The sequence below is a fragment of the Vibrio sp. 2092 genome (genome assembly GCF_033339635.1).
Classification (GTDB): Bacteria; Pseudomonadota; Gammaproteobacteria; order Enterobacterales; family Vibrionaceae; genus Vibrio; species Vibrio alginolyticus.
In genome coordinates this window covers 95065-109052 of the sequence record NZ_JAWOUY010000013.1, presented here as the reverse complement: position 1 = coordinate 109052, position 13988 = coordinate 95065, and the positions used below count along the sequence as shown (strand labels likewise).

The window sequence follows — 13988 nt, the reverse complement described above, 5'->3', positions numbered from 1 at the left end:
ACCGATGGCATAAATTTTTCAAAATGATATAAACCATTACAAAATATAACAAAACGTTAGAGCTAGGTTATATCATGAGTCTTGAGCAATCTTTGGAATATCTCACCAAAATAAATTTGCCGATCGAATCAAAGCAGCAGGCCCTGGTTGACTCAGTTATTCTTACCCTAACGAAACAAAAACGAGATGCTCTTTTTCAACAGGTTGCTCTGTATCGAATAAAACTGCTTAAATCTCTCTTTCCTAAACACACATCAAAAAGTCTTTCTGCACTATTTGAGTTAATGGATTATCGAGATTTAGTGCAACAGTATCCGACAGGTTTCTCCAAAGAGATTCGTTTACTTGAACAACTTGCCGCAGATTGTTACCCGCATTGGATGGTTTTCTGGTGTCAATGCGAGATCGAAGCAATCAAGCAAAAATATCCTTCAAACGAAGCTGCGATTCCTACTCCGCTTCCGTTTGACGACCACAGCTATACTAGCGTGTTAATTGAAGATATCGCAGATTGCGATCTTGAGGTAATGCTGCCAAATCATGCAGCGTTAATGCCGATTTCCGAAGCGATCACACTGAGTAATCTTGAGCTTTTCGTCCAAACTGAACAATGGTTTGAAATCTTGCCTCTTTTATCACTCTCGCAAAAAGGGCAGCACTTTGCCCTCTTGCTCAAATCGTCATCTTCACCAATCATGGTCTCCTCCGCTTTAGTGCAAAGCTGGCATCAACGAAATAACTGGCTCAGTTACTCACCACAGTTTAGTAACGAACAATGGCAGTTTTGCTTTCCTAATCATGGGTACAGTGTTCTCAATCAACTGGGTATTTTGGAGTGTCGTGCTCTAACTCATGAGCACACTCTTGTTGGGTTTGATGCTCAGTTTCAATCTCGTGTAAAGAACAGTGAAGCGGTTTGCGAAGTACTGCGTCTTACGGTGGGAGGCAACATTCAACAAAAGCTGTATTTTTTGTATCTGGCGCAAAAAACTATGATGAGCGAGCTCTATAAAGCAGGCTATAAGCTCGGCTTTACCATTATTGAGCAAGTATTTATGTTAAATTTCTATCAATCTATTGATTTAAGTGCCTACTTTCACTCAGGATACCGCGACATTAACGGTGACGGTACCAAGACATACCGCGGTTTCTGGAATTTAGGTATGATGGTTGAAGCATTTCAAGACATACAATTTCGCGACTACAAACATTGCGTACGAACAAAAAGAATGGATAAAAAGGTGAATGAGCATGCTTGATGTTCATTTGCACGGTCTCTTTTACCCAAAAGCAATGGCATTGTACGCGACTGTACTAATAGTATTCGCTTGGCTACTGTATTACTGCTATCGCCTAAAACAGAAGAGTGAATCAATCTTAGGCTCGCATCACGCGCCTTACATCGCTTATTCCAGCTGTATCATTGTTTGGATAAGCAGCAACGCCTATTTCCATACCGATTTATTGCCAGAATTAGGCTCTGTTGGTGGCATTTTTATGGCTAAGTTAGCGAACTTAGCGTCTTTTTTCGCCTTTGCGTTTGCATTCTATTTTTCTTGCCAGTTAACCGCAGATGTTAAAAAAACAGCGGTCAAAGTCTGGCAAAAAGTCGTCTTTGTCGCACTAGCAACGTATTCACTGTACATCAACTTAGTGCCGAATCTTACTGTCGAAAATGTCACCATTAGTGGTCCAAGCCAGTTCGTCATTGAATTTGGCCCACATACCTCATATTTTTTCATTAGTTTGCTAGCTTTCGTGGTACTAACGCTGCTTAACTTGATTGCCATGCGCGCTAACAGCAGCAAGCTCACGCTAGCAAAAAGCAACTATATGATCGCTGGCATTTTGGTATTCATGTTATCTACGGCAGTGATACACCTTGGAATGACGTATTTCCTTGGCGACTTCTCCCTAACTTGGTTACCACCAGCACTTTCAATCAGCGAAATGTTGTTTGTGGGCTATGCCCTACTTACCTCTCGCTTCTACAGCGCTAAATATCTCACGTACTTAACGGTAAGCGCGCTCTTAGTCTGCGCCATTTTTGTTCTGCCGCTAGGGGCGATATTTATTCCTATCTCTGAAGATAACCAATGGCTTGTTGCGGTACCTTTATGCGCGCTTATCGGTATCACTTGGCACTTGCTTTTTAAGCGAGTCAGTCGTTTCGCTTCGTATTTTATTTATGGGAAACGACACACTCCCGTTCAGCAAATCCTTGGGTTAGAGGAAGAGTTTAAACGCTCAATAGATGATGCTATGCGTCAGTTGGCATCGTTACTTAACATACCAAACAACAAGCTACAGCTAGTCACTAGCAATTACACAGAAACGTTTTACGAAGAGTACCTGCCGTCAAGCAAGTCAGTTCTCGTGCTAGATGAGTTGTCTGAAGAAATTGATTATGCCTCCTCTTCTAAAGGGTCGATGAGAAAGCTCTACGAGCGCATGCGCTCAAGCAATACTGCGCTCGTTATGCCTCTCTTCGGTCGTGGAAAGTCTGTTACTCACTTACTAATTTCTTCACATAAAATAGATAATAAGCTGTTTTCTAATGAAGAAATCTCAGCTCTGCAAACGTTATTAGTTCGCATCCAGAGCACCATTGAAGCCGATAGAAAGGTACGCCAAAGCCGTGCGCTGGCTAACTCCATTGCACATGAAATGCGTAACCCTCTCGCTCAAGTACAATTACAATTTGAAGCTTTAAAACAGCATATAGAGTCAAACGCCTCACTGGATACGCTAAAAAGAGAAATTGATAAAGGTGAAGCCGCTATACAACGCGGTAGACAACTTATCGATATTATTTTACGAGAAGTTAGCGACAGTTCACCAGAGCATGAGCCTTTAGCTCTCACTTCCATACATAAAGCCATCGACCAAGCAGTAAGCCGTTATGGTTTTGAAAACGATCAAATAATAGAGAGAATTAACCTGCCACAGGCACACGATTTTGTCGCGAAGTTAAATGAGACCCTGTTTAACTTTGTCATTTTCAATTTGATTCGTAACGCTATCTACTATTTTGATTCTTATCCCGACAGTCAAATTGAGATTCGTACCCAGACGGGGGCTTACGAAAACATTCTGATCTTCCGAGATAGTGGGCCAGGTATAGATAGCAGTATCTTACACAAGATATTTGATGACTTTTTCTCGTATCAAAAAAGCGGAGGCAGTGGCTTAGGTTTGGGCTATTGCCAACGTGTTATGCGCTCCTTCGGAGGACGAATAGAGTGCCAGTCTGAATTGAACGAGTTCACAGAATTCTACTTGTATTTCCCAGTCGTACCAAACGCACCAAAACCAGAGACATTAAGAGCACCGGACTTTGATAGCTGGAAAGCAACTGCATCACATTCTGAAAATCATTCAGCTCAACACGTACAAGTATGTAAAGATGCACCAACAGTGCTCATTGTAGATGACAAAGAGGTGCAACGCACCTTGGTACAGATGTATTTAAAAAGATTGGGAGTCAACAGCTTACAAGCAAATAATGGAGCCTCTGCGGTAGAACTATTCCACTCTCACAAGATTGATCTCGTTCTTATGGATGTCCAAATGCCGGTAATGAATGGATTTGACGCCAGCCAACGGATTAAGCAAATCACATCCTCCGTTCCAATCATTGCCTTATCTGGTGAGTCTGGAGCTAGAGAGTTGGAGCTAATTTCGACACTCATGGATGACAGGCTCGAAAAGCCCACCACGTTAAATGCACTTCAAGTCGTCATCCAAAGATGGTTACAGAACGAGAATTTTGCACCTTCCAACACTTTTTAATTTGCAAATATAGAATTGGCACTAGATGTGCATTATTGGAGTAAATCGAATTATCCAGAAGGTCAAGCAGGCTGCAAATGAGTAGCGTATGAGCTTGATAAGGAGATCGCCATGTTACTTCATCGACATACATACTACGGCTTGATTCATCATGGAATCAAAACACTGTTACTTGATCGCTTAGGCCACTATACAGAAGAAGAGTATCATCAATATCTGACCCTGATGACTGGTAAATCCACTTGCTTCACGATGTCTCTCGAAGAGCTAGAAGCAACGGTCGATAACTTACTGCGGGAAGGCTATTTAGAAGATGTAAAAACGCTTATTTCCCAATATCAACGTGTGGCTTAAGGTTTAAAACTCTCAACTCTATTGCCGCTTCACGCGGCAATTTTTATTCCTTCCATTTGCTGTTTCGACGTGGAAGAAGCTTGCGGGCTGTACGATATACTAAGCGTTACTATTCTTACCTTAACTTCCTCAGTATTCACATCTTGTCAGATTCCGTTAGACTGTCTTCAATTCAACAATTAGGTAGATTTTGCCATCATGAAGCAGATCCTAGACTTTATACCACTCATCGTTTTCTTCGCTTTATACAAGCTGTACGACATCTACGTGGCGACAGGTGCACTGATCGTAGCAACAGCCATTCAGCTTGTCGTCACCTATGCGCTGTATAAGAAAGTCGAAAAGATGCAGCTAATAACATTTGTTATCGTCACTATCTTCGGCGGCATGACCCTTTTCTTCCACGACGACAATTTTATAAAGTGGAAAGTCACCATCATTTACGCGATTCTGGCGATTGGCTTAGCAGTGAGCCACGCATTGGGAAAATCAGCCATCAAAGGTATGCTAGGCAAGGAAATTACGTTACCTGACGCTGTTTGGGCAAAGATTAACTGGGCTTGGGTTGGCTTCTTCTCATTCTTCGCTGGCCTAAACATTTATATTGCTTACGAATTGCCGTTGGATGTTTGGGTTAACTTCAAAGTATTTGGAATGTTGATCGCGACATTTGCTTACATGATTGCGACTGGTTTTTACATTTATAAACACATGCCAAAAGAACAAAAAAATAACTCATCCGATGTGTCCACTGATGATTAAAAACTCAGTTTTGCTATAATCCGCGACTTCACAGCGACCTTAGGGTCGCTGTTTTGCTCCATGTATCAGTAAACCGCTCAAACAACGTACCGTTTTCAGACCATTCTTGCTGCTGTAAACCAACTTTCTCTGGTCCGGTATCTGCGGTTTTTTAAGGACCTTTGGTTCTAGGTATTTACTATGTTGGCGCTTAGTTTGAGCGCCTTTAAGATTTAGGATGTCACAATGAGTCAAGAAATTAGCTCTCCGAAAGGTCAAATGCTGCTTCGTACCCTTGCAATGCCTGCAGATACAAACGCCAATGGCGATATTTTTGGCGGTTGGATAATGTCTCAGCTCGACTTAGCAGGCGCGATTCTGGCAAAAGAGATCTCTTGTGGTCGCGTTGTCACCGTTTCGGTATCAAGCATTACGTTCAAAAAACCTGTTGGTGTGGGCGATGTCGTATGCTGCTACGGCGAATGCACTAAGATCGGCCGCACATCCATGAGTGTCGATTTGGAAGTATGGGTCAAACCCGTCAAAGCTCACGGTGTTGGCGAACGCTTCATGGTTTGTGATGCGACCTTCAACTACGTAGCCATTGACAGTGAAGGTAAACCACGTCCGGTTCAGAATTAGTCAACCTACAACGCTAACAGTTAGAAAGGACCTCACATTTTCTGTTGTTCACTTGTGAGAGACACAAAAAAGGCGTTAAATTAACACTTTACCCTACCAATTAAGGAACTATGCTATGTGGTATGTCATCTTTTCACAGGACGTTGAGAACTCGTTGGAAAAACGCATGAGCGTTCGCCCACAACACTTGGGTCGCTTACAAAAGCTACAAGACGAAGGTCGCCTTCTTACAGCTGGTCCGATGCCTGCGATAGATTCTGACAATCCTGGTGAAGCTGGATTTACGGGCTCAACTGTCATCGCTGAATTCGCCTCTCTAGAGGATGCTAAAGCGTGGGCAGAAGCCGATCCTTATGTAGCGGCTGGTGTTTACGATCATGTAATCGTGAAACCGTTCAAAAAAGTGTTTTAATTTATGAAAAAATTACTGTGTCTTTTCTTGGTATTTGGTGCTCTGGCTGGCTGTTCATCAACCGATGATAATCAGCGCCAACTTGAGCTTATGGCATCAAACCGAGCAGGAGTCTTGTCTGCGGGCCTCCCTTTAGAGTACGGTCCACTGCAAATAATGCGTGTCTCATCCAACAAAAATGTTGTAGAGATGATGATGATTTATAACGATAGCGCACTCGGTGCAAAGCCGTTAAATCAAGTACTGAATACCAGTATCTATACCTACTGCAGCAACCCAGAAGTTCGCAAGCAAATTGATATGGGCTTGATGTATCGTATTAAGGTACGTAATTCTCGCGGTCAGTTGATGGCAGATGAGTTGGTTTCCGCACAGACTTGTACTCAGGTGAAGTAGCTACAGTAATTTTTGTTGCTTTCGGCATGAGACGATGATTCGCTATTATTGGATAATCTGAAAACGAAAGTTAACAATTAAGAATAGAAAAACGGAGACCACAGTCTCCGTTTTTATTTGCTGTAACGATGTGTTACGCCAGCTCAGCACGGAGCTTCTTCGCCGCTGAAACCAGATTTGCCAATGCGGCTTCTGTCTCCTTCCAGTTTCGTGTTTTCAGACCACAATCTGGGTTTACCCACAAACGTTGAGCCGGAATTTTTTCTGCCGCTTTCTTGATTAAACCTTCAATCCATTCTTCCGTAGGAATGTTTGGTGAGTGAATGTCATAAACACCAGGGCCAATTTCGTTCGGGTAATTGAACTCTTCAAATGCTTTCAGCAGCTCCATATTTGAGCGAGATGTTTCAATGGTAATGACGTCCGCATCGAGTGCCGCAACCGAATCAATGATTTCATTGAACTCGCTGTAACACATATGAGTGTGAATCTGAGTTTCTGGTTTTGCACTTGCCGCAGAGACCTTAAAGGCATTTACGGCCCATTCTAAGTACGCTTTGTGATCGCGTTTTTTGAGTGGTAAACCTTCTCGAATGGCTGGCTCATCAATTTGAATGATATTGATGCCTGCATCTTGCAGGTCAGACACCTCATCACGCAGTGCCAAAGCAAGTTGCTGCGCAATTTCTTGACGTGTGATGTCTTCACGTGGGAACGTCCAACACAAAATCGTAACTGGTCCAGTCAACATGCCTTTCATCTGTTTGCTGGTTAGCGACTGGGCGTACGTCGACCATTCAACCGTGATCGGTTTTTCACGTTCAATGTCAGCAACTACAATGGCAGGTTTCACACAGCGAGAGCCATAACTCTGTACCCAACCAAATTTGGTCGTTTGAAAACCCGCCAAGTTCTCAGCGAAGTATTCCACCATGTCGTTACGCTCTGCTTCACCATGAACAAGCACATCTAGGTCGAGCGCCTCTTGACGTTTTACTGCGTCAGCAATATGTCCTTTAAGTGCTTGGATATATTCAGACTCAGATAATTGACCTGTACGATAAGCACTGCGCTGAACACGAATTTCACCCGTTTGAGGGAAAGAACCGATTGTCGTGGTTGGCAACAGAGGCAAGCCCAATACTTCAGCTTGATGCGCAGCACGCTCCGCGTAAGGTGCGCTGCGCTCGGCAAGTGACGCTGTAATGTTGTTTAAACGCGCTTGAACTTGTGGCTTATTCACATGCGTTGCCGTTTTACGTGCTTTGATTGGCTGGCTGTAGGTATCACAAGCGAGAATCGCATCTTGATCACCATCGAGTGCGCGGCCAAGCAAGGCGACTTCTGTTACTTTTTGTTTTGCGAACGCAAACCAGCTTTTCACTTCCTCACTGAGTTCTGTTTCCTGTTCCAGATCAACCGGGCTATGTAGCAAAGAGCATGAGCTCGCAACCCAAAGGTTGTCGCCCAGTTTTTCTTTTACTGGCTGTAGACGTTCAAGTTGGGCACTTAAATCCGAACGCCACACGTTACGACCGTTGACCACGCCAGCAGACAGCACCCACCCCTCCGGTAGTTTGGCAACCACGTCGTCAAGCTGCTGAGGCGCGGCAGATAAATCGATATGTAAACCATCCACTGGTAGCTTTACAATTTTGTCTAGCGTATCGCTTATAGAGTCAAAGTACGTCGTTAGCAGCACTTTTACATCGCTTCGAATCACTTGGTACGCTAGCTTGAACGCATCAGCCCATTTGCTTTCTAGCTCCAGAGACAAAATTGGCTCATCAATCTGAACCCACTCAACACCTTGACTTGCTAGCTTTGCCAAAATAGCTTGGTAAGCAGTAAGTAAGCGTGGTAGCAGGGTTAAGCGGTCAAACCCTTCTTCGACCTCTTTGCCCAAGTAAAGGTAACTGACTGGACCAAGCAAAACAGGCTTCACTTGGTGGCCAGCTTGAAGCGCTTCGTTGACTTCTTCAAACAGTTGCGGCCAGCTCACTTCAAACGTATCGTCCTTGCTGAACTCAGGGACAATGTAATGGTAGTTTGTGTTGAACCATTTGGTCATATCCGATGCCGCATCGCCCGCACAGCTGCAACCCGCCTGAGATTGACCGCGACCCACTTTAAACAACGTATCCAGGTTAGGGAAACCATCAGCGTGACGCTTTGGCACATGACCTAATAGCAACGTGGTCGTCAGTACATGATCGTACCAAGCGAAGTCGCCAGCGGTGGCAAAACTCAGACCAGCATCCGTTTGTGTTTGCCAGTTTTTGGCGCGTAGATCTGCCCCAACCTTTTTAAGCTCAGCTTGATCAATTTCTCCTCGCCAGTATTTCTCCTGAGCGAATTTTAATTCTCTTTTTTCACCAATGCGTGGATAACCTAATATGTGAGTCGTTGTCGCCATGTCCCTATTCCTTTCTCAATTTTGTTCAATTTGTTTGGATCAGAGCATCTCTCGGTAAAGAATAAGATGTCTGGATGGCTAAACTATCGCTCTCATCTGATATTAGAACAACGTCCATTTATTCAACTTGTTTATTAAAAAAATTCATCATGAAGCGACATGATTCGCAAATAAAAACAACAAATAGACGTCTAGACGTTTACATATCCATTTTTTGTCGTTAAGTTATTTACACGATTGCTATTCTGTTCATAGCGAGCAACAAAGGATGAAAGGAATTCATGATAGAGCTAAAACATTTGCGGACACTCACTTCGCTTCGAGACACTGGCTCTCTAACGGCGACAGCGACCGCTTTGCATCTCACTCAGTCGGCACTGTCTCATCAGATCAAAGATTTGGAGGCGCGAATTGGAGGGCAACTGTTCCTGAGAAAGACTCGTCCGGTGAAGTTCACTTCAGAGGGAGAAATCCTATTGCGTCTTGCAGAAGATATCCTTCCGAAACTCGCAAGAGCAGAAAATGATTTAGCGAGCTTGAAAGAGGACGTCAATGGCCGATTACATATGGCCATTGAATGTCACTCTTGCTTCCAATGGCTAATGCCTGCACTTAGGGAGTACCAACTTGCTTGGCCTAGCGTAACATTGGACTTTTCCTCTGGTTTTGGCTTTGAACCACTCCCAGCTCTATTGGCAGGCGAACTCGATCTCGTTATTACTTCCGATATCCAACCTCGATCTGAAGTCCACTACGAGCCTCTATTCGACTTTGAAATGCGTTTAATTACCGCAACCAACCACCCATTGGCGGAAAAAGACATTATTGATCCGCAAGATCTCGCAGATCAAACCATGCTCTCTTATCCGGTTCAAAAACAAAGGCTAGACGTCGTAAAACACTTTCTTCAGCCAGCAGGAATAGAACCTGCGAAATGGAAGCAAGCCGACAACACTCTCATGTTAGTTCAGATGGTCTCTGCTGGATTAGGGGTGGCGGCACTACCCAATTGGGCGATTTCTGAATTTTCTCGCCAAGGTCTTATTACCAGTAAACCTTTCGGCCAAGGCTTATGGCGTCGCTTGTTTGCTGCAACGCGTCACTCAGAGAAAGAAAAGCGTTACTTACAAGCTTTTTTCGCAACCGCGAGGCTACAATGTAAAAGCCACCTTGACGGAATCAAGGTGGCTTAAAAGATTTGGGTTATGAAAGGCTTAGCGTTGATATGCTTTAAATTGGTTAGTCAATGGATCGTACTGATAACCGAGCATATCAAGCTTGCCGACTACAGACTCTACATCCATCTCATACACTGATACTAACTCGTCAAAACTGTCGCACTCTAAACGTAGCTTTTCGTTGACGATACCTAGCAAAATAGTGCTGTCCAGATTACCTACATTGCTTAAATCCATCGCGACTCTCCTCTTCGACAAGGTATATAAACAAGCGTAGTAGTAATCACGCGAATTTAAAGTGAGTGAGATCTAAAACGTGATCACCTTATACCCAAGCATCAAGAAAGCACTTGGATATAAGCCGTCTAACTTTGTCTTTAGAGTAGAGGTCAAGCCGCGAGAGAGAATAAACCTTGCAGGCTCGTCATCGACGCGAGTGCTAGCAACAAAGCTACGCTCAGTTGCACCTTTTCTGGTTTCTTATGCGTAAAAATATGCCAACACCACACGATAATTGAAGAAATTAGCATAGCTAAAGACAGCAAGATTGGCTGTGTTGCAGCGTTCAGTGCAGCTTCATTTAACTGGTAAGAAGCAAACAACGTTGCGATGACTAATAGCATTCCAGACACAATGCCAGTAACTGGTAAAATGCGGTGAAATGCCTGTAATCTGCTGCGAGCTATCGTAAGTAGCAATTGAGAAAATGACGCCCCAAGGAAAAATATCATTAGCGCCATCGCTATCGATGCTGGCCAGCTTGATTGCTCAAATACCTGAATACTTACATACGCAAAGGCCAAACCATTCGCTAAATGCATCGCCCATAGTGGCCCTTTTTCACGCGTTTTCTTGGTTTGAACCTGAGAATAGAAGTAGAAAATAGCAAACACGATCATAAATGCTTCAATGCGAAGTGACGCAACAGCGAGCCACAATACAGCTACTGCTGGCAACATTTTATGAAGACGTCCTCGCTGACCAGGACAAATATCGCCCTTGATTAGAAGCAAAGTCAGTAGCGCTTGTGCGCCAAATAGCATCGGAGGGAAAGTAACCAGCAATTGTTGAATCATGTTGAATGCACGCTCAAAAGTCATTTTGGGGGGCGATAATATCAAATCAACTATCGCCAAACCACCGAAAGTCGGCCCCCAAATGAGCTAAAACGGTAAGACAATTTTATTCACAGAGAAGCAAGATACTTCAACGCGTCTTCCTGCGTTAAAACTCCACGGTACTCTTCTTTGGTATTACACAATACCCAAGGGAAACGAATGCCGGTTTTAACCAACTCTCGAATAACAGAGACAGGTAAATCCTCATCAACCAACACAAATTCGGTGCTCATTATCTGATTAACAGGACGTTTCCAAATTCGGCTTTCTCGTTCAGTTTCTCGCTCTGTGCCCATCGAAGGTGTTAGGTGTAAATTCACCGTCTCTTTCGTAATTAACCCAACACAACGATTTTCATTGAGAACAACTAAAGGCGAGCTTGGATTCAAATTCATGTACTCCACTGCCAAGGAGAGCGGTTCTCCAGGGTCCATAGACCTGACTTGTTCATGGCTCAAAGATTGCAACACATCACTTTGCTTAGGCTCAATCGCGATGTCAGAGAACAGATGCTCATAACTGTCCGCTTTATCCATCAAATCGACAGGCACGGCAGCAGAAAATAGAAAGCCCTGCATGTAATCGACACCGATTTCTGCCAATACTTGAAGTTCTTGCTTAGATTCCACGCCTTCAGCAACCACTTTTACATTCATTTGCTGTGCAAGCTCGGTGACCATTTTCACAATGTTATAGCTGGTGCTCCCTTTATGAATGTTCTTGATGAATTTTCGGTCTATTTTCAGTAAATCAAACTGCCCTTTTTCTAGATAAGAAAAAGAAGAATACCCAGTACCGAAGTCATCAATCGCGATCTCAATGCCCTCTTTCCGCACTTCCTCTAGAGCTCGAGTATGCTCCTCATCTTGTTCAAAATACGCGGTTTCTGTTAGCTCGATAGTTACTCGCTTAGGGTCTACACCACTGGCTTTAATCAAATCATGCGACCGCTGAAGGATCTGAAGAGAATCCAATTTCGTATTGAGGGAGCGATTGATGGTCACGCCCACTTCCTCGCCATAAATTTCTTGTAAGCGCGGAAAGTGCTTCAACGCAGCTTGGCAGACCACATCATCAAGTGCCGCTATGAGTTCTAGATCTTCAATAATAGCGATCATCTTTTGCGTACAATACGCATCATTTTCATCATAGAAGCGTGCGAGAGCCTCGAACTTAACCACTCTTCCGGTTTGAACGTCGATAATCGGTTGAAAGTAAACGTCCACTAGCCCACTCTCTATTTGCGCCTCCAAAAACGCCTCGAGATGTTGGCGCTTCACTAATTCAGAGTGAAGTTCACTGTCGTAAAAGTTGAAATAGCTGCCTTCACCGGAAATAGAGGACAACATCGCTTGCGCTGCATGTGCTAGCGCTTGTCTTGGTCGGTTCGTATCATAGCCAAGGATTGACACACCAGTTTGGCCTTTAACGATAGTGGCATGCATTTTTGTGCCCATTTCATTTCTAAGCTCATTAAAAAACCCTTTCATGGCAATTTGGATCAAACGAACCGGGCTCAACCATTGACAATGAGGGGTCTGCAAGCATACGACAAACACATCCCGAGATAACTGCTCCGCAATACTGGTGTAGCGACTTCGCATAATAAAATCTGCAAAACCTAATTGCTGTTCAAGCAAGTATCTCTCCGAAAACTTGGGTCTGAGTGTCATAACAATGTTGAGTTCTTTATTTCTGCTTTCATTCGCTAAGTTCGCTAATTGGAGTTCAAATTCTTTCCTCGTTGGTAAAAAGGCAGCCCAATCATGCTGTTGTTCACAACGATTTTTCATCCACAACAACGAAGCAGAAATATCCGTAGAAAATCCGAGATAGAGAATTCGTCCAGAATGAAACGTAAGTCGGTAAATACAAAGATGATGAGCTTGGTTGCTACCGTTTGCTGTTTTGCTCAGCAAGTTACCACACCAACATCCTTCATCATTAATTTGCTGCCACAGCTGATCATAAAACGCTTGGCTATGGTGAGAGGTACTGAAAATATGAGTTTTAAGCCCAACCAGATCTCGGTTTTGATAGCCCATTTGTAACTCAAAGGCACGGTTACAACCTAAGATGCGCGTATCTTCATCGGCAACTAAAACGCCTACATTTGGCAAATCAAAAATCGTTTCGAGAATTTTCGCTAACTCCTCGCAACCAGTGATTGTTAATTGCGGAATGATAGTGCCTTGGATAATGCGCTTATTGAGCCTTTCAAAACTAATAGTAACGTGCACTAAGTTAACGTTTTTTAGCATCATGCAACAAGAAAACCGCCCCCGTCCGCCAAAGAGTTCCACTTCTAGAATTCGTTGTTTTAGCGTTTCTTGTTGCCCCATCAGCATATGATCAAACAAGTTATTTAGGCTGGTTACTGGCGTACTTATCCCAAATGCCTTTGCCATTCCTTGCTGATCACATTCGAACTCGCGAGTATCAATATCGTAAGACCACTCTATAACAGGAGTTAGACTGGAAGTCGTTTGCATTTTTGGATGCACTGTTGTCGTAGATTCACTCATACCCTAGCCCCTTTTTTTGTAATTAGCCCAAGGCTCAAAATTCACAGTCAATTCGCGACATTCCAGTTGGGACCTGCCGATCCTCTTTATAGATGGATTGTGTCAACGATAAGCCTATCGACTTAGAACTATTTCCAGAGCAGCTCAGCCTTTTGCATTTAATATGCACTAATTTGATTATAGGCTTTACCCCATATAAGCACACCATTGCTTATGCTTTGTATTAAGATTGCGACATTTTTCATGAACCGATCTATAACCATGAGGCTTTCAAGGTGAAATTAGACAGAAAATCGCCGATAGAGCATTGATATTTTTACAAACCAAATAAAACTCGATGAACTAAGCTTGAATAGATGAGTTTGTTATAGATACCTGATAATCAAATCGCTATAATTCGCGCTCCCTGGAACA

General features: G+C 43.5%; 12 protein-coding genes. 8 read left to right on the top strand and 4 right to left on the bottom strand.

Annotated elements, in window-relative coordinates:
• The first annotated feature begins 74 nt into the window (after positions 1 to 74).
• From R7P80_RS20105 to R7P80_RS20075, 7 genes are all read left to right on the top strand, one after another.
• Positions 75 to 1259 carry an acyl-homoserine-lactone synthase gene (locus R7P80_RS20105; protein WP_213915212.1) on the top strand — a complete coding sequence of 395 codons (1185 nt, stop codon included), beginning with the start codon at positions 75 to 77 and terminating at the stop codon, positions 1257 to 1259.
• A complete protein-coding gene (locus R7P80_RS20100; RefSeq protein WP_206957904.1) occupies positions 1252 to 3792 on the top strand; it encodes a hybrid sensor histidine kinase/response regulator in 2541 nt (846 codons plus the stop codon). Before R7P80_RS20105 ends, R7P80_RS20100 begins: the two co-directional genes overlap by 8 nt.
• Before the next feature lie 111 nt (positions 3793 to 3903).
• A complete protein-coding gene (locus R7P80_RS20095) occupies positions 3904 to 4146 on the top strand; it encodes a hypothetical protein (RefSeq protein ID WP_017634694.1) in 243 nt (80 codons plus the stop codon).
• A 198-nt stretch (positions 4147 to 4344) separates the two neighbouring features.
• Positions 4345 to 4908 carry a septation protein A gene (locus R7P80_RS20090; RefSeq protein WP_005376769.1) on the top strand — a complete coding sequence of 188 codons (564 nt, stop codon included), beginning with the start codon at positions 4345 to 4347 and terminating at the stop codon, positions 4906 to 4908.
• A 225-nt stretch (positions 4909 to 5133) separates the two neighbouring features.
• A complete protein-coding gene (yciA, locus tag R7P80_RS20085) occupies positions 5134 to 5529 on the top strand; it encodes an acyl-CoA thioester hydrolase YciA (protein WP_005376768.1) in 396 nt (131 codons plus the stop codon).
• 115 nt (positions 5530 to 5644) lie between these two features.
• Positions 5645 to 5941, top strand: coding sequence for a YciI family protein (locus R7P80_RS20080; protein ID WP_017634695.1), 297 nt, complete (start codon positions 5645 to 5647; stop codon positions 5939 to 5941).
• 3 nt (positions 5942 to 5944) lie between these two features.
• Positions 5945 to 6337: a GspS/AspS pilotin family protein gene (locus R7P80_RS20075; RefSeq protein WP_054574761.1), complete on the top strand. Its 393-nt coding sequence runs from the start codon at positions 5945 to 5947 to the stop codon at positions 6335 to 6337.
• Positions 6338 to 6470: 133 nt separating this feature from the next.
• On the opposite strand, the gene metE is transcribed toward R7P80_RS20075, so the two are convergent.
• Positions 6471 to 8753: a 5-methyltetrahydropteroyltriglutamate--homocysteine S-methyltransferase gene (metE, locus tag R7P80_RS20070; protein ID WP_225491870.1), complete on the bottom strand. Its 2283-nt coding sequence runs from the start codon at positions 8751 to 8753 to the stop codon at positions 6471 to 6473.
• Between the two features lie 281 nt (positions 8754 to 9034).
• On the opposite strand from metE, the gene metR reads away from it, so the two are divergent.
• Positions 9035 to 9946 carry an HTH-type transcriptional regulator MetR gene (gene metR / locus R7P80_RS20065; RefSeq protein ID WP_065274681.1) on the top strand — a complete coding sequence of 304 codons (912 nt, stop codon included), beginning with the start codon at positions 9035 to 9037 and terminating at the stop codon, positions 9944 to 9946.
• Between the two features lie 21 nt (positions 9947 to 9967).
• Here the strand turns inward: metR and R7P80_RS20060 are convergent, their stop codons facing one another.
• From R7P80_RS20060 to R7P80_RS20050, 3 genes are all read right to left on the bottom strand, one after another.
• The gene (locus R7P80_RS20060) at positions 9968 to 10168 is read right to left on the bottom strand and encodes a DUF4250 domain-containing protein (RefSeq protein ID WP_005376762.1); all 201 of its coding nucleotides are present in this window, start codon (positions 10166 to 10168) and stop codon (positions 9968 to 9970) included.
• A gap of 152 nt (positions 10169 to 10320) precedes the next feature.
• Entirely contained in the window at positions 10321 to 11031 is a 711-nt protein-coding gene (locus tag R7P80_RS20055; protein WP_064354144.1) for a hypothetical protein, read from the bottom strand.
• Between the two features lie 86 nt (positions 11032 to 11117).
• The gene (locus tag R7P80_RS20050; RefSeq protein ID WP_225491869.1) at positions 11118 to 13574 is read right to left on the bottom strand and encodes an EAL domain-containing protein; all 2457 of its coding nucleotides are present in this window, start codon (positions 13572 to 13574) and stop codon (positions 11118 to 11120) included.
• Between the last annotated feature and the right edge of the window lie 414 nt (positions 13575 to 13988).